Source organism: Spirillospora sp. NPDC000708, assembly GCF_040299565.1.
GTDB lineage: Bacteria > Actinomycetota > Actinomycetes > Streptosporangiales > Streptosporangiaceae > Spirillospora.
The window spans coordinates 1-18464 of record NZ_JBEPCJ010000143.1 but is presented as its reverse complement, the minus strand read 5'-3'; the positions used below and the strand labels follow the sequence as shown (position 1 = coordinate 18464).

The following is an 18464-nucleotide window of genomic DNA, read 5'->3' as shown; positions in this document are numbered from 1 at the left end:
GGGCGCCGCGCCCACCCCCCCCACAACCCCCGCTACCCCCAGGGGGGCCCCCCCCGCCCCCCGCGGCGCCCCCCCACGTCTGCGAGAACCCGTTCTAGGCCCGCGGAGGCGCCGTCACAGGCGCGTCCGCACCGGGTTGGCGACCGCCACCGGCGCGCAGCCGCACGCCAGCGGGTCGGACGCCGCGCACGGCCCGAGCGGCCGCCCGGCGATCTCCTTGAACAGCCGCGCCCCCGGCGAGGCGTCCGCCAGCGCGTCCGCCGCCAGGACCACCGCCGCCGCCGTGTAGGTGGAACGGTCCCCGGGGAAGTGCCGCTCGTTCTCGAACTGCCAGCCCGTCCAGTACGAGCCGTCCTCGTGCCGCAGGTGCTGGATGGTGGTGAACAGCTCCAGCGCCCGGTCCCGGTCGCCCGCCGCGTCCAGCGCCATCACCAGCTCGCAGCTCTCCGCCGCCGTCACCCACGGCTGGTCCGACACGCACCGGCAGCCGAGACCCGGCACGACGAAGTCGTCCCAGCCCTCCGCCAGCCGCCGCGCGGCGGCCTCGCCGCGCACCGGCCCGCCGAGCACCGGGTAGTACCAGTCCATCGACCAGCGGCTCTTGTCGGCGAACGCCTCCGGATGCGCCGCCACCACGTGGCCGAGCTGGTCGGCGGCCAGCTCCCACTCCGGCTGCGGCTCGCCGAGGTGCTCGGCCAGCGCGACCGCGCAGCGCAGCGACTGGTAGATCGACGAGCAGCCGGTCAGCAGCGCGTGGTCGGACGCGGCGCCGCTCTCGTGCCGGATCCAGATGATCTCGCCGCGCCGGGTCTGCAGGCCGAGCGTGAAGTCGACGGCCCGCCGGACCACCGGCCACATCCGCCGCGCGAAGTCGTCGTCGCTGGTGCACACCAGCTCGTGCCAGACGCCCACCGCGACATAGGCGGCGTGGTTGGACTCGCCGCCCGGCTCGGTGACCTCGCCCAGCACCCACTTCGCGGGCCACGACCCGTCCGGCCGCTGCACGCTCGCCAGCCACGCGTACGCGCGGCGCGCCTCCTCGCCGAGCCCGGCGACGGTCAGCGCCATCGCCGCCTCGACGTGGTTCCACGCGTCCACGTGGCCGGGCACGCCGCCGACCGGCGAGAACCACGGGATCGCGCCGGACGCCTCCTGCTGGCGGGCGATGCTGCGGGCCGTCGCGACGATGCCGTCCGCCGTCACGACCCCCGGGACGGAGGGGGGAGCGGTCTCAGACGGCATCCGCCGTCTCCCTGGCCGGGGACGCCGGCGTGCTCGGCGCCGACGGCTTGGCGAAGTACACGACGACGCTCTTGCCGATCACCGGGTTCAGCGCGCGCTCGGCCAGCCGGGTCGCCAGCGGCCGCTTCATGATGTCCCAGACCAGGATCTGGTGGTAGGCCTTGGCGAGCGGGTTGCCGTCGTCGTTCACGCCGACCGCGCACTTGATCCACCAGTACGGGGCGTGCAGCCCGTGCGCGTGGTGGTGGCCGCCGACCTTGAAGCCGATGGACTTGAACTTCGCCTCCAGCTCCGCGCGCGTGTAGATCCGCACGTGGCCGCCGGGGGCGGTGTGGTAGTCCTCCGACAGCGCCCAGCAGACCCGCTCGGGCAGCCAGCTCGGCACCGTCACGGCGAGCCGCCCGCCCGGCTTCAGCACCCGCAGCAGCTCGCGCATCGCCCGCATGTCGTCGGGGATGTGCTCCAGCACCTCCGAGGCGATGATCTTGTCGAAGTGGTCGTCGGGGAACGGCAGCTCCAGCGCGTCGCCCTGCACGGTCTCGGCCGCCGCGCCCTCGGGGACCTCGCCCTCCATGCGCATGGCGCCGAACATCTTCTCGACGCCGGCCAGCTCGTCCGCGTCGAGGTCGAAGGCCACGACGTGCGCACCCCGGCGGTACAGCTCGAAGGCGTGCCGTCCGGCCCCGCATCCCATGTCGAGGATGCGGTCCCCGGGGGTGACGCGGAACCGCTGGAAATCCACGGTCAGCAGGGTCGTGCTCCTTCCGTACGGGGAGGCCCGGATGGGGTTCCCACAGCACTTCTCGACTACAGCGCTTCTCGACTACAGCCTTGCCTGATGCGGCCCCTCGCGGGTGCCGCCCGTCTCAGCCGCGGCGCGCCCGCTTGGACGCGGCGAGCCGCAGGTAGTTCCGCTCGCGGATCGCGGCGCGGTAGTGCTCGACGGTCGCCTTCGCCACGGCCGGCCAGGCGAACCGCTCCTGCACGCGGGCCAGCCCGGCGCCGCCCACCCGCGCCCGCTCCTCGGGGGAGTCGTGCAGCAGGCGCAGCGTCGCGGCCAGCTCCTCGACGTCGCCGGGCGCGACCAGCACGCCCGCGTCGCCGACGACCTCCGGCAGCGCCCCGGCGCGGCTCGCGACCAGCGGCGTGCCGGACGCCATGTGCTCGACGGCGGGCAGCGAGAAGCCCTCGTAGCGGGACGGGACGACCGCGATCTCGGCGGAGGCCAGCAGCTCGCCGAGCTCGTCGTCGCTGATGCCGCTGACGAACCGGACCCGGTCGCCGAGCGCCAGCTCCCGCACCAGCTTCTCGGTCGGGCCGTCCTTCTGCGGGCGGCTGACCACGATGACGTGCACGTCCCGCTCGGTGGCGACCTTGGCGACCGCGCGCAGCAGCACGTCCACGCCCTTGATCGGGGCGTCGGCGCTGGCCATCGCGACGATCCGGCCGGGGACGCGCTCGCCGCGCGGGTGGAAGATGCGGGTGTCGACGCCGAGCGGCAGGATCTCGATGTCGCGCGGGTCGACGCGGAAGTCCTTGACGATGTCGACCTTGGACGACTCCGACACCGTCAGCACGGGGCCGATGCGCCGCGACACCTGCGACTGCATGGTGACGAACCCGTACCAGCGGCGCTTGCCGAGCTTCTGCTTGACGCCCTGCGCCGCCTCCAGCTCGATCCGCCGGTCGACGCTGATCGGGTGGTGGATGCTCGTCACCAGCGGCAGGCCCAGCCGGGAGATGCCGAGGTTGCCGAGGCCGAGGACCTGGTTGTCGTGCACGACGTCGAAGTCGCGGCGGCGCCGCTTCAGCTCGCGCAGCGCGCGGATGCTGAACGTCAGCGGCTCGGGGAACCCGCCGGTCTTCATGTGCGCGAACTCCAGCACGTCGATCCAGTCGCGGAACTCCTCGCGCGCCGGCGTGCGGAACGGGTCCTCGTCCCGGTACAGGTCCAGGCTCGGGATCTTGGTGAGGGTGATCTCGTCGCGGTCCAGCTCCGGATACGGCTGGCCGGACAGCACCTCCACCGTGTGCCCGAGGTCGACCAGCTCCCGGCTCAGATGCCGGAGGTAGACCCCCTGGCCGCCGCAGTGCGGCTTGCTCCGGTAGGAGAGCAAGGCCACCCGCAACGGTCCGCCCGGCTCGTCTGCCTCACCCACGCCAGCCCCTGCCCACGCACCACTCCCGTCAGTCGCGGGACGCCGGTCGCACACGCACCGGCATCTCCTTTATGCCGTTGATGAAACTAGACCTTAGCCTCCGTACGTTACCGCCGAGTTCAATATTGGGCACAGTGTCCAAAAGTGTTTCGAAAAGCACACTCAGCTCGAGCCGGGCAAGGTGGGAGCCCAGGCAGAAGTGCGGGCCGCCGCCGCCGAACCCGAGGTGGGGGTTCGGGTCGCGGCCCACGTCGAAGGCGTACGGGTCGGCGAACACCGCCCCGTCCCGGTTGGCCGAGGAGTAGAACACCACGACCTTGTCCCCGGCGGAGATCTTGCGCCCGCCCAGCTCGGTGTCCCGTACGGCGGTCCGGCGGAACAGGTTCACCGGCGTGACCCAGCGGACGATCTCGTCCGCCGCCGTCCGGACCAGCGACCGGTCGGCGCGCAGCCGCGCCCACTGCTCCGGGTGCTCCAGCAGCGCCAGCATCCCGCCGGTCGCGGCGTTGCGGGTCGTCTCGTTCCCGGCCACCGACAGCAGCATCACGAACAGCTCGAACTCGTCGCCGTCCAGCACCTGGCCGTCGGCGTCCGGCTGCAGCAGCCGCGTGACGATGTCGTCGCGCGGGTTCTCCCGCCGGTCGGCGGCCAGCACGTTGGCGTACGCGTACAGCTGCGTCGCCGCCTCCTGGCCCTCCTCCGGCGTCCGCTGGAACTCCGGGTCGTCCCCGCCGATCAGCGTGTTCGACCAGGTGAAGATCTTCTCCCGGTCCTCCGGCGGGGCGCCCAGCAGCTCGCAGATGACGTACAGCGGCAGCGGCGCGGCGAGGTCGCGGACGAAGTCCGCCTCCTCGCCGCGCGCCACCGTCTCCTCGACCAGCCCCCGGCAGATCTCCCTGATGTGGTCGGCCAGCGCGCCGATCGCGCGCGGCGTGAACCCCCTGTTGACGATGCCGCGCTTGCGCGTGTGCTCCGGCGGGTCCTGGTTCAGCATCATCAGCCGCTGCAGGGCCAGGTGCTCCTCCGGCGGCTCGTCGAACAGCGCGAGCCGCTCGTAGGAGGAGAAGATCTCCGGATGCCGGGACACGTGCACCACGTCGGCGTGCCGGGTGACCGCCCAGAAGGGCGGGTAGTCCCGGTCCGGGTCGCCGTGGTGCCAGTGCACCGGATCGTGCTCGCGCAGCCACGCCAGCTGCTCGTGGGGGGCGCCGCCGCGCTCGTACGCGTCGAGGGCGACCAGGTCGATCTCGGGGGTGGTGGTCATCGCGCCAGGACCTCTCTGTCCGGTGGGACCTCGATCATCAACCTCGGCGGGGGGACGGGGTGAAGCGCACGGGCAGTTCCTTGAGCCCGTTGACGAAGTTGGAGCGCAGCCGGCGGCCCTCGCCGGCCGGCGCGATGTCGGGCATCCGGTCCAGGATCGTCTCGAAGATCATCTTCAGGTTCATCCGGGCCAGGTGGGTGCCCAGGCAGAAGTGCGGGCCGCCGCCGCCGAACCCGATGTGCGGGTTCGGGTCGCGGCCCACGTCGAAGCCGAAGGGGTTCTCGAACACCCGCTCGTCCCGGTTCGCCGAGCTGTAGAACAGCACGACCTTGTCGCCCTTGCGGATCAGCTTGCCGCCCATCTCGACGTCTTCCATCGCCGTCCGGCGGAACTGGTTGATCGGGCTGACCCAGCGGACGATCTCCTCGACCGCCGTCGGCAGCAGGCTCCGGTCCGCCTTCAGCCGCTCCCACTGGTCGGGGCGCTCGAAGAACGCCTGCATGCCGCCCGCCGTCGCGGTCCGGGTCGTCTCGTTCCCGGCGATCGACAGCATGATCACGAAGAGCTGGAACTCCTCGTCGGTGATCCGGTTGCCGTCCGCGTCCGGGGTGAGCAGCTTGGTCACGATGTCGTCACGCGGCGTCGAGGCGCGCGCGGCGGCCAGCTCGCCCGCCCAGCCGGCGAACTCGGCGGCGCACAGCTGCGACTCGGTGCGGTCCCCGATGTACTCGGGGTCGTTGAAGGCCACCAGCTTGTTGGACCAGGCGAAGATCTTCTCCCGGTCCTCCAGCGGCGCGCCGAGCAGCTCGCAGATCGTGTAGAGCGGCAGCGGCGCCGCGAAGTGCTCGACGAAGTCGCACTCGCCCAGCTCGGCCGCCTCGTCGATCAGCCGGTTGCAGATCTCCCGGATGTGGTCCTGCAGCTTGCCGATCATCCGCGGCGTGAAGCCCTTGTTGACCATGCTGCGCAGCCGGGTGTGGTCCGGCGGGTCCTGGAACAGCATCATCTGCCCGTACAGCGCGATGTCCTCGTCGCTGAACTCCTCGAACATCGCCGACCGCTCGTGCGAGGAGTACAGGTCGGGGCGCCGCGAGGCGCGCACCACGTCCTCGTGGCGGGTCACCGCCCAGAAGCCGTCGACCCCGTCGTTGGGGTCGGCGTGCCAGTGCACGGGGTCGTTGTCGCGCAGCCACGCGAACTGGCGGTGCGGGATGCCGCCCCGCTCGTACACGCCGGGATCGATGATGTCGATCTCGGGGGCGACGAAGGCCGGGGTGGGAGCGGTACGGGTCTCAGTGGCCATGGGTTTCCTTCGAGCCGGTGCGGGCTGGTCACTTCGAGGACGGGACGGTGGCTCCGTGTCGCGCCGCGCGGGGCCGGTCACCGGCGTCGGACGCCGGTCGGATGATCTTGTGATCGAACGCTTGCTTGGCATCCGGATATAGAACACGTTCTAACATGAGACTCCAGTCTCATCAAGGGTCCAGACGGTGGAGTGACCCGAATCGCATCGACCTGTCACGTTGCGGCGAGGTCCGCGCGCCGGACGTTTACCTACATGGGGCGGTGTAGTGCCGCTTGGTCGGGAATGTCACTTCTTGTACGCACGCCCGCTTCCGGGGATGGGAGGTCCCGCGATGTTTCTCGCACTGGTGGTCGGCGGGATCCTGGTGTACGCCGCCGTCGACGTCGTGAAGACGGCGCTCCGCAGACGCAGGGCGCGGCGCGCGGCGCTGCCGCGGCCCCAGCTGTGGACGGAGCCGGAGTCGCTCACCGCGGCGGAGCTCGAACGCCTCGCGGGCGCCGAGCCCGAGTCGCTGATGTGGACCGAGGACGATCAACGCTGGCTGGAGAGCCGCCGCATCAGCCTGCGTTCCTGACGATCGGACGTCTTCGTCAGCGGAGGACGTAGCGGAGGGGGTCGTCGGTGCCCTCGCGCCGGACGACGCCGCGATTCTCCAGGGTGCGCAGGTGCGCGGCCGCCTCGCCGGCGGCCATGCGGCGGGCGCCGAGGGGCATCTGCTCCCACGGATGCCGCCAGGTCAGCCCGGCGGTCACGTCCCACAGCGTGACAGGGCGCGACGACAGCAGCGCCGTCACCTCCGCCAGGCGCTCCTCGTGGTGGCCGATGATCTCCTGGGCGCGCCCGGACAGGCCCGTGAACCGGTACTGGTGCGCGGGCAGCACCTCGTCCGCGGACATCGCGGAGATCTTGTCCAGCGAGCCGAGGAAGTCCGACAGCGGGTCGACGTCCGGGGTGTCGTACGGGTAGAGCCCGATGTGCGGGGTGATGCGGGGCAGGACGTGGTCGCCGGTGAACATCCGGTCGCCGTCCTCCAGGTGCAGGCAGATGTGGCCGGGGGAGTGCCCGGGCGTCCAGATGACGCGCAGCCTGCGGCCCGGCAGGTCGACCAGCTCGCCGTCGTCCAGCGCGCGGTCCGGGATCGCCGGCGGGTCCACCCGCGGCTGGTCCATCCCGGCGGCGAGCTCGGACTCGTCGGCTCCGGCGCGGCGCATCGAGGTCAGCTCGAACGAGCGGCGCTCCTCGTGCCCGAGGCTCGTGTGGAAGAGCCGGACGATCTCGGTGTCCGCGCGGTGCATCGCGATCCACCCGCCGGACGCCTCGCGGACCCGCCCGGCGAGCCCCGCGTGGTCGGGGTGGAAGTGCGTGACGACGACCCCGCGCACGTCGGCGACGTCGATCCCGAAGGTGCCGAGCCCGTCGCGCAGGGCGGTCCAGGCGTCCTCGTGCTCCCAGCCCGCGTCGATGAGGACGGGGCCCTGCGGGCTCTCCACCGCGTACACGAGCGTGTAGGCCAGCGGGTTGCCCGGAATGGGGACGGGAACGCTCCAAAGCCCCCCGCCGAGATCCTCGGGTACCGGCTCCACGGGACCGCCTTTCGCGCCCAATCCGGTCGGGCGAGTCGGTTGTGGGGACCCTAGCGGAACGCGGAACGGCGCTCCGCCTCCGGGGTCCCCACACGTCGGAGGTGCTGCGCGACGGGGATTCCGCGCGATGGGGGTGCTGCGCGGCTTGGGTGCCGCGCGTCGGAGGCGCTGCCGGTCAGACCCGCTCGATGATGCTGGCCGTCGACAGCGCGCCGCCGCAGCACATGGTGATCAGCGCCGTCTGGGCGTCGCGGCGCTCCAGCTCGTGCAGCGCCGTGGTGATCAGCCGGGCGCCCGTCGCGCCGACCGGGTGGCCGATCGCGATCGCGCCGCCGTTGACGTTCACGGTGTCCATGTCCGGCTCGTGCACCGACGCCCAGGACATCGCGACCGACGCGAACGCCTCGTTGACCTCGCTGATGTCGATGTCGCCCATCGTCATCCCGGCCCGCGCGAGGACGCGCTCCGTCGACTGGACCGGCCCGTCCAGGTGGTAGTACGGCTCGCCGCCGACCAGCGCCTGCGCCCGGATCCGGGCGCGCGGCCGCAGCCCGAGCTCGAACGCCTTCTCCTCGGACATGACGACCACCGCGGCGGCGCCGTCGGAGATCTGCGACGAGGTGCCGGCGGTGTGCAGCGCGCCCTCGCCGAGGACGGGCTTGAGCTTGCCGAGCCCCTCCTTCGTCGTCTCGCGCAGGCCCTGGTCCCGGGTGACGGTCCGGGTCTCCCCGGTCGGGTTGCCCTCGGCGTCCAGCACGGGCGCCTCGATCGGGACGATCTCCCGCTCGAACCGGCCGTCCGCCCACGCCTTCGCGGCCAGCTGCTGGGACCGCGCGCCGAACGCGTCGAGGTCGTCGCGGGTGAGGCCGCGCCGCTGCGCGATCCGCTCGGCCGCCTCGAACTGGTTCGGCATGTCCAGCGACCAGTCGTCCGGACGCGGGTTGTGGGGCAGCACGTTGGTGCCGAGCGGCGCGCGGCTCATCACCTCGACGCCGCAGCCGATCGCGACGTCGACGACGCCGGCGGCGACCTGCGAGGCGGCGAGGTGCACGGCCTGCTGCGCCGACCCGCACTGCGCGTCGATCGTGGTGACCCCGGTCTGCCAGGGCAGGCCCGCGTACAGCCAGGCGTAGCGGCCGATGTGCGAGCCCTGCTCGCCGGCCTGCGTCACGCAGCCCGCGAAGACCTGCTCCACCTCGGCGGCGTCGATGCCGGCGCGCTCGACGGCGGCGATCAGCGTGTGGGAGAGGACGGCCATCGGCTTCAGTCCCGCCAGCCAGCCGTTGCGCTTCCCGAGCGGCGTGCGCACCGCCTCGACGATCACCGGGGTACCCATGCGGTCTCCTTCTAGAACGGGATTCGCCTCCGACTGTAACGAGTTCTACTTTCCGTCGGAAGCCCCGTCCCGCCCATCGGGATCAGGGGCGGTAGCGCACCGGCAGCTCCTTGACGCCGTTCAGCCAGGCGGAGCGCAGGCGGCGGGGCTCGCCGGTCCGGGCGATGTCCGGCATGTGGTCGGCGATCGCGTCGAACATCAGGCCGATCTCCAGCCGGGCCAGGTTCGCGCCGATGCAGTAGTGCGCGCCGGTGCCGCCGAAGCCGAGGTGCGGGTTGGGGGAGCGGGTGATGTCGAACGTCCCCGGGTCGTCGAACACCTCCTCGTCGAAGTTCGCGGACGAGTAGTACATCGCCACCCGGTCGCCCGCCCTGATCTCGACGCCGCCGAGCTCGGTGTCGCGGACGGCGGTGCGCTGGAACGCGGTCACCGGCGTCGCCCACCGGACGATCTCGTCCGCGGCGGTCTCCGGGCGCTCGGCCTTGAACAGCTCCCACTGCGCGGGGTGGTCGAGGAAGGCGATCATGCCGTGGGTGATCGCGTTGCGGGTGGTCTCGTTGCCGGCCACCGAGAGCAGGATCATGAAGTACCCGAACTCGTCGTCGGTGAGGCCGCGGCCGTCCACGTCGGCCTGCACGAGCTTGGTGACGATGTCGTGCGCGGGGCAGCCGCGGCGCTGCTCGGCGAGGTTCATCGAGTAGCCGATGATCTCCGCGGCGGCGCAGGCCGGGTCGGCGTCGTACTCGGGGTCGTCGTAGGCGAGCATCTGGTTGGACCAGTCGAACAGCCTGCGGCGGTCCTCCTGCGGGACGCCCATCAGCTCGGCGATCGCCTGCAGCGGCAGCTCCGCGGCGACCTCGGTGACGAAGTCGCCCTCGCCGCCCTTGCGCAGGGCGTCGGCGACGATCCGCTCCGCGCGCTCCCGCAGCGCGTCGTGCAGGCCCTTGACGACGCGGGGCGTGAAACCGCGGGAGACGATCTGGCGCAGCTTGGCGTGCTGCGGCGCGTCCATGTGCAGCAGCAGGTTCTCGCGCTGGAGGTCCAGCTCGTCGCGCCCGAAGGTCTCGTTGAACCGGATGACCGCGCCGTTGGCGTTGGCGGAGAACAGCTCGGCGTCGCGCGAGATCTCCTTGACGTGGGCGTGCTTGCTGATCACCCAGAAGCCGTCGTCGTCGAAGCCGGTGCGGCCGCGCGGCTGGGCGTTCCACCACGGGCGGGCCGTGCGGCGCAGCGCGGCGAACTCGGCGAGCGGCACCCGCTCGGCCATCAGGTCCGGGCAGCAGAAGTCGAACCCGGCGGGGACGGCGGTCTCCGGTGCGGTGGCGGTCATGCGCGGTTCCTCCCGATACACGGCGCGAGAACGTCCGGTTCGGCTCACCGTAGAACCCGTTTCAACGGCCCGGCAAGAGGAAATGAGACTCAAGTCTAAACAAGTGTCTCGCTCGGCGATTGTCTGTTGATGCGGAGTTGGCCTCCCATTTCAGCAGGCGAAATCCAGTGGCGCTTCTATTGCCATGGTCCCGTGCCGGAACTCAAGATCTCGCCGTGGTGACCTTCCTCACCGCCACGCGGCCTTGAATTGAGAACGTGTTCTAGTTCGATGCTCCGGACCGGGGCGTTCGGGTGCCGCGGCCGTCCATTAGCCTGGGGCGTGCACTCCCCCCGCGCCGGAGACGTCCATGCCCGCTGAATTCGACGAGCCCGTGTTCGACGAGGAGTTCGTCAGGAACGCCGCGTTCACCGAACCCTCCGCACGCGAGCGCGCTCAGCCGCCCCGCCGCACGCGGCGGTGGCGCGGCGCCGGGCGCGGCGCCGGGCGCCCCGCCGGACGCCTGCGCGGCCGCCTCGGCGTCCGGGCCTGGCGGGCCCGGCGGCGGTACCGCGGCGAGCCGAGCCACCGCCGGGCGGTCATCCAGGTGATCGGCGGCGTGCTCGTCCTGGTGGCCATCTCGATCGCGCTGTGGTGGTGGCAGTCGGGCTCGCGCCGGAGCGACGACGGGAACCCGGTCGGCCCGGCGGCGACCATCATCGTCTCCCCGCTGCCCTCGGCCCCGCCCGCCGTGTCGGAGATACCGCGCGCCGCGGCGCCCGCCGTGCCGAGCATGCCGGACGTGCCCGCCGGCTGACGTCCCGCCCGGTATCCGACGTCCCGCCCTGTGCCTGGCGTCCTGCCTCGTCTGACGTCATGCCCTGTACCCGACGCCGTGCCGCCGTGGCCGGAACCGGCTGGTCCGGCAAAGTACTCATTCGGGATGAGCGCGACTACTCACCGCGAATCAGGCTAGAACGCCTGGTCGGTCTTCCGTAGGGTCTCCCTGTCCGGACGCGGCCGGGGCCCGCGAACCTGGCTTTCCCACACAGGACGAGGACCGGGGGACCAGCCCATGAGAGCCCGCATCACCGCCGTCGCCGCGCACCTGCCGCCGCGCGTGGTCACCAGCGCCGAGGTCGAGGCCCGCGTCGCCGCCGAGAGCCCCGGCTACCGGCCGCACCCCACGATCGTCGAGCGGATGACCGGGATCCGGGCCCGGCACGTCATGGCCGACGGCGAGCAGGCGTCCGACCTGGCCGTCGCCGCCGCCCGCAAGGCGCTCGACCGGCGCGGCCTCGGCGCCGACGCCCTCGACCTGCTCATCTTCGGCTCCGCGTCGCAGGACCTGATCGAACCCGCCACCGCGCACATCGCCGCCGCCAAGCTCGGCGCCTCCTGCCCGGTGTTCGACGTCAAGAACGCCTGCAACAGCTTCCTCAACGCCCTCCAGACGGCGGACGCCCTGATCCGCACCGGCCAGCACGAGCGGGTGCTGGTCTGCACCGGCGAGAGCCCGTCCCGCGCGATCCGCTGGACGGTGCGCGACCGCGCCCAGTTCGCGGACGCGTTCGCGGGCTACACCCTCTCCGACGGCGGCGCCGCGATGCTCGTCGAGGCCGCGCCCGACGGCGGCATCTTCTACCGCGACTTCGCCGCCGTCTCCAGCGCCTGGGGGATCGGCACCCTCCCCGCCGGCGGGTCGATGCACCCGCGCGACCCCGAGTACGCCTACTTCAGCGGCGACGGGCGGCGGCTCAAGGAGGCGTTCCTCGCGGCCGGCCCGGAGATCTTCGCCAACGCCCTCGCCAAGACCGGCCTGACCTGGGACGACTTCGCGGTCGTGGCCGTCCACCAGGTGACCCTGCCGTATCTGGAGGTGCTGCGGGCGACGCTCGGCGTCCCGCCCGGCCGGCTCGTCGTCACGCTGCCCGAGCACGGCAACGTCGCGTCCGCGAGCCTGCCGCTCCAGCTCGACACCGCGATCGCGGAGGGACGCTGCCGTCCCGGCGACCGCGTCGCCCTCATCGGCCTCGCCGGCGGCGTCAGCCTCGGCGTCATGTTCGCGGAGCTGTGACCGGCATGCCTCCGACCACGCCCCCGACCACGCCCCCGACCACGCCCCCGACCACGCCGCCGGCCACACCCCCGACCACGCCGGCCGCCGAGCCGGGCGTCATGAACCTGTGGGTCGTCGTCCCCGCGTTCGACGAGGAGCGCTCGATCGGCGCGACCCTGCACCGGCTCGCCGCGCAGACCGACCCCGGCTTCACGCTCGCCGTCGTCGACAACGGCAGCCGCGACGGGACCGCCGCCGCCGTCCGGGCGTTCGCCGAGGAGCATCCGGCGATGGACGTCCGGATCGTCCCGGAACCGGAGAAGGGGACGGGCGCCGCCGCCGACACCGGCTTCCGGCACGCCATCACCGCCGGCGCCACCCACATCGCCCGCACCGACGCCGACTGCCTGCCCGCCCCCGGCTGGATCGCCGCGGTGAAGCGGGCGTTCGCGGACGGGCTCGAGATGGTGTCCGGCCCGCTGCGCCCCCGCACCGACGAGTTCCCGCTGAAGCTCTGGGAGCGCCGCCTGCTTCCCGCCGTCATCGGGATCGCGGCCACGTTCGGCCGGTTCCGCCCCGGCAACCAGGACCCGCTGTACCTCGGCCCGTACGTGATGATGCCGGGCTGCAACGTCGCCATCACCGCCGACCTGTACAAGCGGGCCGGCGGGTTCCCGCGCACCCGCATCGAGGACGTCCACGAGGACCGCGCCCTCGTCAACCGCGTCCGCTACCTGACCGACGCCTACGGCCTCCGCAAGGACGTCGCCGTGTACGGGTCGGTGCGGCGGCTGCGCGCGTTCGGCCTGGTCAAGACCCTCGGCTGGTACGCCGACCACCGCTACATGCCCGAGGTCGTGGACATCCGATGAGCTTCCCGGACTGGGAGCGGCGGCTCTACCTGACCGCGCATCCCTTCGCGTATCCGCTGCTGAGAGGGCTCGCCCGGCGCGGGCCGATCGTCCGCGTGCCGGGGCTCGGCGTCGTCGTGAACGCGGCGCCGCTCGCCCGCGAGGTGCTGATGGACGGCGAGACGTTCCGCAAGGACGGCCCCGGCTCGCCGGGCGACCTGTGGACGCCCGTGCTCGGGCCGTCCGTCCTGCTGAACATGGAGGGCGACGCGCACCGCGCCCTCCGCGGCCGCCTCACCGACCTGTTCACTCCGTCCTACACCGACGCGCTGTGCGCGCGCGTGCTCGCGGACCCGCTGGCGCGGCTCGCCGACCGCCTCGCCCGCGGCGCGACCGTCGACCTCGTGGACGCCGCGCGCGTCATGGCGGGCGCCGTCATCAGCGAGGTCATCGGCCTGGACGCGGGCACGGAGGCGGACTGGCGGCACCTGTTCGAGCAGGGCGAGCGGATCGTGTCGATGGTGTCGCTGCGGACGCGGCGCCTCACCCCGGCGCAGGTCGAACGGGCCCGCGCCGTCCTCGACCCGCTCGGCGCCATCGCCGCCAAGTCCTACGCCGGCGGCGACGAGTCCACGGTCATGGGGCGCATGCGGACCCTCGGCCTCTCCGAGGACGAGGCGCGCGGCGCCGCCGGCGCCTTCTTCCTCACCGGCACCGAGACCGTCGCGACCCTGCTGCCCCGCCTGATCGCGCTGCTCGCCGACTCGGGGCAGCTGCCGAGGGTCGCCGCCGCGCGCGGGCTGCTCGACCGGGCGATCGACGAGGCGATGCGCGTGACCACGCCGACGCCGGTGATGCTGCGGAGCGTGCACCGCCCCGCGGTCGTCGGCGGCGTCGCGATCCGCCCGGGGGACCGGGTGCTCATCGCCACGCACAACTGCTGCCGCGACCACGGGCCTTTCGACCTCGAACGCCCGCACCCGCCGGAACTCCGGCGCCTCTGGTTCGGCGCCGGCCCGCATTTCTGCATCGGCTATCCCCTCGCCATGGCGCAGATCCGGCGGGTCACCCGGACGCTCCTGGACGCCGCCCCCTTGCGCATCACGAGCCGCGCCGCCGCCCGCGGCGTCCTGATCCCGACCTACCGCCATCTCGCCGTCCGTTCGGAGGCCGTCGCATGACGCTCGTCCGGCAATTGCTCGACCAGGCGGCGCGCACACCGGGCGATGTCGCCCTGGTGTCCGGGCACGGCGCGCGGCTCACGTACGGCGAATTGCGGCGCCGGGTTCTCGCCGTCCGCCACGGACTCCTTTCCGCGGGCCTCGCGGAAGGCGACGGAGTGCTGTTCTCCGTCCGCCCGTCGCCGGAATCACTCGTCCTCGCCCTGGGCGTCGTCGCCGCCGGTGGAGTCGTGGTGTTCGCCGACCCCGGGGCCGGGCCGGAAATGTTCACGGCCCGGCTCCGGCTGGCGCGGCCGCGCTGGTCCGCCGCGGAATCGGTGCTCTATGCGGGCAGCCGGCTGAGAATGGTCCGGGCCTATGCGCGGAGGCGCGGGCTGCTGCTTCCGAACCTCGCCGAACTGCGGATCCCCGGCGAGGACCCGATGCGGCACGTCCATGTCGGGCGCCGCCTCCCGGGAGTGCCGCGAGGCTCCCTGCCGCTCGCCGACCTGCTGCGCGGCGACGCCCCGGAACCCGAACGGGACACCGACCCCGATGCCCCCGCCGCCGTCATCTTCACCTCCGGGACGACCGCGTCCCCGCGCGCCGTCGTCCATTCCCAGGCGTCCCTTGCCGCGGCCCTCGGCCTTTTCCGCGACCGCATGCCCCTCGGAACCGGCGACGTCGTCCACACCGACCAGCTGATGCTCGGACTGCCGACGCTGATATCCGGCGCCCGCTGGTCGATGCCGCCGCTTTTCTGCTCGCCCGCCGATTTCGTGCGCCTCATGCGCGAGCGCGGCGCCACCCACACGTTCTGCGTTCCCGTCCATCTCGCCGAGATCCTGGACGCGGCGCCGGAACTGCCGCCGTCGCTCCGGTACGTCCTGCTCGGCGCCGCACCCGCGCCCGCTGGAATCCTGGAACGCGCGACGAGCGCGACGTCCGCCGAAGTGCTCTCCGTCTACGCGATGACCGAGATCCTGCCGGTCGCGATCGCGTCGGCCGGAGAGAAACTCGCGCACACCGCGTCCGGCGCCGAAGGCGACCTTCTGGGCGCTCCTCTCCCCGGGGTGGGAGCACGGCTCGCCGACGACGGGGAACTGCTCCTTTCCGGTCCGAACCTCTGCCGCGGCTATCTCGGCGCCGAACCGTTCAAGGAACTCGCCACAGGTGACCTGGCCCGCCTCGACAACGGGCGGATCGTCCTGACCGGCCGGAAGAAGGACATGCTCATCCGCGGCAAGTTCAACCTCTACCCGGGCCTCTACGAGCCCGCGATCGCCGCGCTGCCCGGCGTCGACGAGGCCGCCATCGTCGGCGTCCCCGACCCCGGCACCGGGGACGAGGAGGTCGTCCTCGCCGTGACCGGCACCGCCGACCCCGCGCATCTCCGCCGCGAGCTCCCCGCCGTCATCGACCACGACGCGCTGCCCGACCGCGTCATCGTCCTCGACGCGCTGCCCCGCTCCGGCCGCACCCGCAAGCTCGACCGCGACCGCCTCCGCGACCTCGCGGCACGGCACCGGGGGACGCCCGGATGAGGATCGCGGTCACCGGCGCGTCCGGCTTCGTCGGCGGCGCGGTCTGCCGCGCCCTGACCTGCCGCGACATCACCGCCATCGGGTTCGGCCGGCGGCCGTCCGTCCCGCCCGGCCACCTCGCCGGCGCCCCCTACCGCTCCTGGGACCTCACCCGCGGGCCGATCCCGGACGCGCCCGCCGTCGACGCCGTCGTCCACTGCGCGGGCAGCGTCACCGACTGGGGACGGCCCGCCGACCTGTTCGCCGCCAACCTCACCGGCACGCGCAACGCGCTCGCGTCCTTCCCCGGCGCGCGGTTCGTGCACGTCAGCACCGCCAGCGTGTACGACCCCCACCGGCCCTGCGTCATGGCCACCGAGGACCAGGCGCCCGTCGGCCGCTACCTCAACGCCTACGGCGCCTCCAAGGCCGCCGCCGAACGGCTCGTGCTCGGACGCGAGGCGATCGTCCTGCGCCCGCACGCCGTCTACGGGCCGGGCGACACCACGCTGCTGCCGCGCGTCCTGTCCGCCGTCCGCGGCCCGTTCCTGCCCGCGGTCGGGACGGGCCGCCAGCGGATCAGCCTGACCTCGATCGCCAACCTCGTCCAGGCGTGCCTGCTCGCCGCGACCGGTCCCGTCTCCTTCGGCGTCTTCAACGTCGCCGACGCCGCCCCGGTCGTCATCGACGACGCGTTCCGCGCCATCCTCGCCGAGCGCGGCGTCGCCGCCCGCCCCGTCTACATCCCGGCGCGCCTGGCCCGGCCCCTCGCCGCCGTCGCCGAGGGCGCCTTCCTGCTGGCCCGCCGCCCCGAGCCGCCGCGCCTCACCCGCTACGCGATCAGCCACCTCGCCGTCGAGCGGACCCTCGACATCACCGCCGCCCGCGACGTCCTCGGCTACGTCCCGCAGGCCACCGCCTTCGCCGGAGCCGCCGCCTGGTAACCGTCAACCGCGGGTTGACGATCCTGGATCGTCAACCTATGGTTGACGCATGAGCGAATCCGCGCAGACCGACGTCCAGATCCGGCTGAACGACCTCATCGCCGCCATCAAGAAGGTCCACCCCGACGCCCTCGAACAGCTCACCAGCGCCGTCGTCGCCGCCGAGCACCTCGGCGAGGTCGCCGACCACCTCATCGGCCACTTCGTCGACCAGGCCCGCCGCTCCGGCGCGTCCTGGACCGACATCGGCAGGAGCATGGGCGTCAGCAAGCAGGCCGCGCAGAAGCGCTTCGTCCCCAAGGGCCTGACGGGCGACCTCGACCCGTCCCAGGGGTTCTCCCGCTACACGCTCCGCGCCCGCAACGTCGTCGTCACCTCGCAGAACGAGGCCCGCGCCGCCGGCAGCCCGGAGATCGGCCTCGCCCACCTGGTCCTCGGGCTGCTCGCCGACCCCGAGTCGCTCGCGGCCAAGGCCATCACCGCGCAGGACGTGCTGCTCGACACCGTCCGGCAGACCGCCACCGCCGCGCTGCCCCCGGAGTCCGCCGAGCTGCCCGCCCTCATCCCCTTCGACCAGGACGCCACGAAGGTCCTCGAACTGACCTTCCGCGAGGCGCTCCGGCTCGGCCACAACTACATCGGCACCGAGCACATCCTGCTCGCGCTCCTCGAACACGAGCACGGCACCGGCGTCCTCTCCGAGGCCGGCGTCACCAAGCCCGCCGCCGAGGCCCACATCACCGCCGCCCTCGCCGCCATCGTCGCGGGCCGCACGCAGTAGCCGTCCACCTATCCCGAGCCCCCGAGTGCTGCCGCCATTCGGGGGCCGCAACCTGCACGCGGGCCTTTGGTCGCTGGTCCGTCTTTGTCGGCTCGCTGAAGGCGCCTGGCCGAAGGGCAGTGGCTTCTACGGCGCGGTATGGGGCGGTGGAGGGTGACGAAATTGCGGCTGCGCGAGGTGCGTCGAGCCTGGACGTTCGCGGACCGGGCCGGTTGGGGTTTTGCGGGTGGACTGCTTGCTCCTAGGGGCGGGACGTGGAGCGCGGGGGACGCGGAGCGCGGGGGACGCGGAGTGCGGGGGACGCGGAGTGCGGGGGACGCGGAGTGCGGCGGGATAGGAGTGCGGTGGGACTAGGACCTGCCTTGAAGTGGCCACGGCCGCACGTGCGAACGCGTGACCTGGCCGGGGAGCGAAGCCGGAGGCGAGCGGAGCCGGGCAGTTCACGAAGCGATGCCGCGTTCGCCCAGGCCCGGTCACGTAGCGAGCCGCAAGGCGAGCGAAGCGGGCCGGGGCGTTGAAGCACGGCCTAGTGCTTGCGGGCATGGCCTGGGAGAGTCGGCGGGCGGGAGTGGTGTTACGGCGGTGGGCCGGGAGTGATGTTGCCGGGGTGGGTTGGGGTGGTGGTCGGCGGTGAGGGCTGAGGTGGTGTTCGGCCGTGGGCGCCGGGGTGGATGTTCGGACGTGTGGCGGGGTGAGGATTCCGGGAGGCGGGTCGGGAGCGGCGGTGGTGGACGGGGGTGGTTGAGCGAGGTTCCTGGTTGAGCCGGGCTGGTTGGGCAGAGGGAGCGGTGGGTCGGGATCTGGTTGAGCGGACAGGGCATGGAGAGCTAGGAGAAGTGCGTCCTGGGTCTTCAAGATGGGTGTTCGGGAGATCGGCGTGAGGGGTGTTCGGGTGGTGGGGTGGCGCTTGCGTACGGGGCCGCCCCTCCAAAGTCAAGGGCGCCTTC

General features: G+C 72.7%; 16 protein-coding genes. 8 read left to right on the top strand and 8 right to left on the bottom strand.

All coding sequences use genetic code 11. The features are described 5' to 3' along the window. Positions 1-114: 114 nt before the first annotated feature. The 5 genes from ABT299_RS49435 to ABT299_RS49415 all read right to left on the bottom strand — a co-directional run bounded on the left by ABT299_RS49435 (position 115) and on the right by ABT299_RS49415 (position 5968). Entirely contained in the window at positions 115-1242 is a 1128-nt protein-coding gene (locus ABT299_RS49435; protein WP_500255080.1) for a prenyltransferase/squalene oxidase repeat-containing protein, read from the bottom strand. Beyond that, entirely contained in the window at positions 1232-1993 is a 762-nt protein-coding gene (locus ABT299_RS49430) for a class I SAM-dependent methyltransferase (RefSeq protein WP_208269513.1), read from the bottom strand. Before ABT299_RS49430 ends, ABT299_RS49435 begins: the two co-directional genes overlap by 11 nt. 115 nt (positions 1994-2108) lie before the next feature. After that, complete coding sequence (locus tag ABT299_RS49425; protein WP_347256522.1) at positions 2109-3401, bottom strand: glycosyltransferase family 4 protein; 1293 nt, start codon at positions 3399-3401, stop codon at positions 2109-2111. A gap of 28 nt (positions 3402-3429) precedes the next feature. Then, positions 3430-4665: a cytochrome P450 gene (locus ABT299_RS49420; protein ID WP_500255079.1), complete on the bottom strand. Its 1236-nt coding sequence runs from the start codon at positions 4663-4665 to the stop codon at positions 3430-3432. A gap of 37 nt (positions 4666-4702) precedes the next feature. Then, entirely contained in the window at positions 4703-5968 is a 1266-nt protein-coding gene (locus tag ABT299_RS49415) for a cytochrome P450 (RefSeq protein ID WP_190852458.1), read from the bottom strand. A 334-nt stretch (positions 5969-6302) separates the two neighbouring features. On the opposite strand from ABT299_RS49415, the gene ABT299_RS49410 reads away from it, so the two are divergent. After that, on the top strand, positions 6303-6545 hold the full coding sequence (locus ABT299_RS49410) for a hypothetical protein (protein ID WP_433140180.1): 243 nt from the start codon (positions 6303-6305) through the stop codon (positions 6543-6545). 16 nt (positions 6546-6561) lie between these two features. Here the strand turns inward: ABT299_RS49410 and ABT299_RS49405 are convergent, their stop codons facing one another. From ABT299_RS49405 to ABT299_RS49395, 3 genes are all read right to left on the bottom strand, one after another. Further along, positions 6562-7554, bottom strand: a complete 993-nt coding sequence (locus ABT299_RS49405; RefSeq protein WP_500255078.1) for an MBL fold metallo-hydrolase — start codon at positions 7552-7554, stop codon at positions 6562-6564. A gap of 175 nt (positions 7555-7729) precedes the next feature. After that, positions 7730-8890 carry a steroid 3-ketoacyl-CoA thiolase gene (locus tag ABT299_RS49400; protein ID WP_190852445.1) on the bottom strand — a complete coding sequence of 387 codons (1161 nt, stop codon included), beginning with the start codon at positions 8888-8890 and terminating at the stop codon, positions 7730-7732. Between the two features lie 82 nt (positions 8891-8972). Continuing rightward, a complete protein-coding gene (locus ABT299_RS49395; protein ID WP_433239256.1) occupies positions 8973-10220 on the bottom strand; it encodes a cytochrome P450 in 1248 nt (415 codons plus the stop codon). A gap of 349 nt (positions 10221-10569) precedes the next feature. On the opposite strand from ABT299_RS49395, the gene ABT299_RS49390 reads away from it, so the two are divergent. From ABT299_RS49390 to ABT299_RS49360, 7 genes are all read left to right on the top strand, one after another. Beyond that, complete coding sequence (locus tag ABT299_RS49390) at positions 10570-11016, top strand: SCO2583/SCO2584 N-terminal domain-containing protein (protein WP_500255077.1); 447 nt, start codon at positions 10570-10572, stop codon at positions 11014-11016. A gap of 258 nt (positions 11017-11274) precedes the next feature. Next, complete coding sequence (locus ABT299_RS49385; RefSeq protein ID WP_500255076.1) at positions 11275-12276, top strand: 3-oxoacyl-ACP synthase III family protein; 1002 nt, start codon at positions 11275-11277, stop codon at positions 12274-12276. A 5-nt stretch (positions 12277-12281) separates the two neighbouring features. Further along, entirely contained in the window at positions 12282-13130 is an 849-nt protein-coding gene (locus ABT299_RS49380) for a glycosyltransferase family 2 protein (RefSeq protein WP_500255075.1), read from the top strand. After that, positions 13127-14290, top strand: coding sequence for a cytochrome P450 (locus ABT299_RS49375; protein ID WP_500255074.1), 1164 nt, complete (start codon positions 13127-13129; stop codon positions 14288-14290). Before ABT299_RS49380 ends, ABT299_RS49375 begins: the two co-directional genes overlap by 4 nt. Continuing rightward, complete coding sequence (locus tag ABT299_RS49370; protein ID WP_500255073.1) at positions 14287-15813, top strand: class I adenylate-forming enzyme family protein; 1527 nt, start codon at positions 14287-14289, stop codon at positions 15811-15813. The genes ABT299_RS49375 and ABT299_RS49370 overlap by 4 nt, the downstream gene beginning before the upstream one ends. Then, complete coding sequence (locus ABT299_RS49365) at positions 15810-16736, top strand: NAD-dependent epimerase/dehydratase family protein (protein WP_500255072.1); 927 nt, start codon at positions 15810-15812, stop codon at positions 16734-16736. The genes ABT299_RS49370 and ABT299_RS49365 overlap by 4 nt, the downstream gene beginning before the upstream one ends. 49 nt (positions 16737-16785) lie before the next feature. After that, entirely contained in the window at positions 16786-17517 is a 732-nt protein-coding gene (locus ABT299_RS49360) for a Clp protease N-terminal domain-containing protein (protein ID WP_500255071.1), read from the top strand. Positions 17518-18464: the final 947 nt, after the last annotated feature.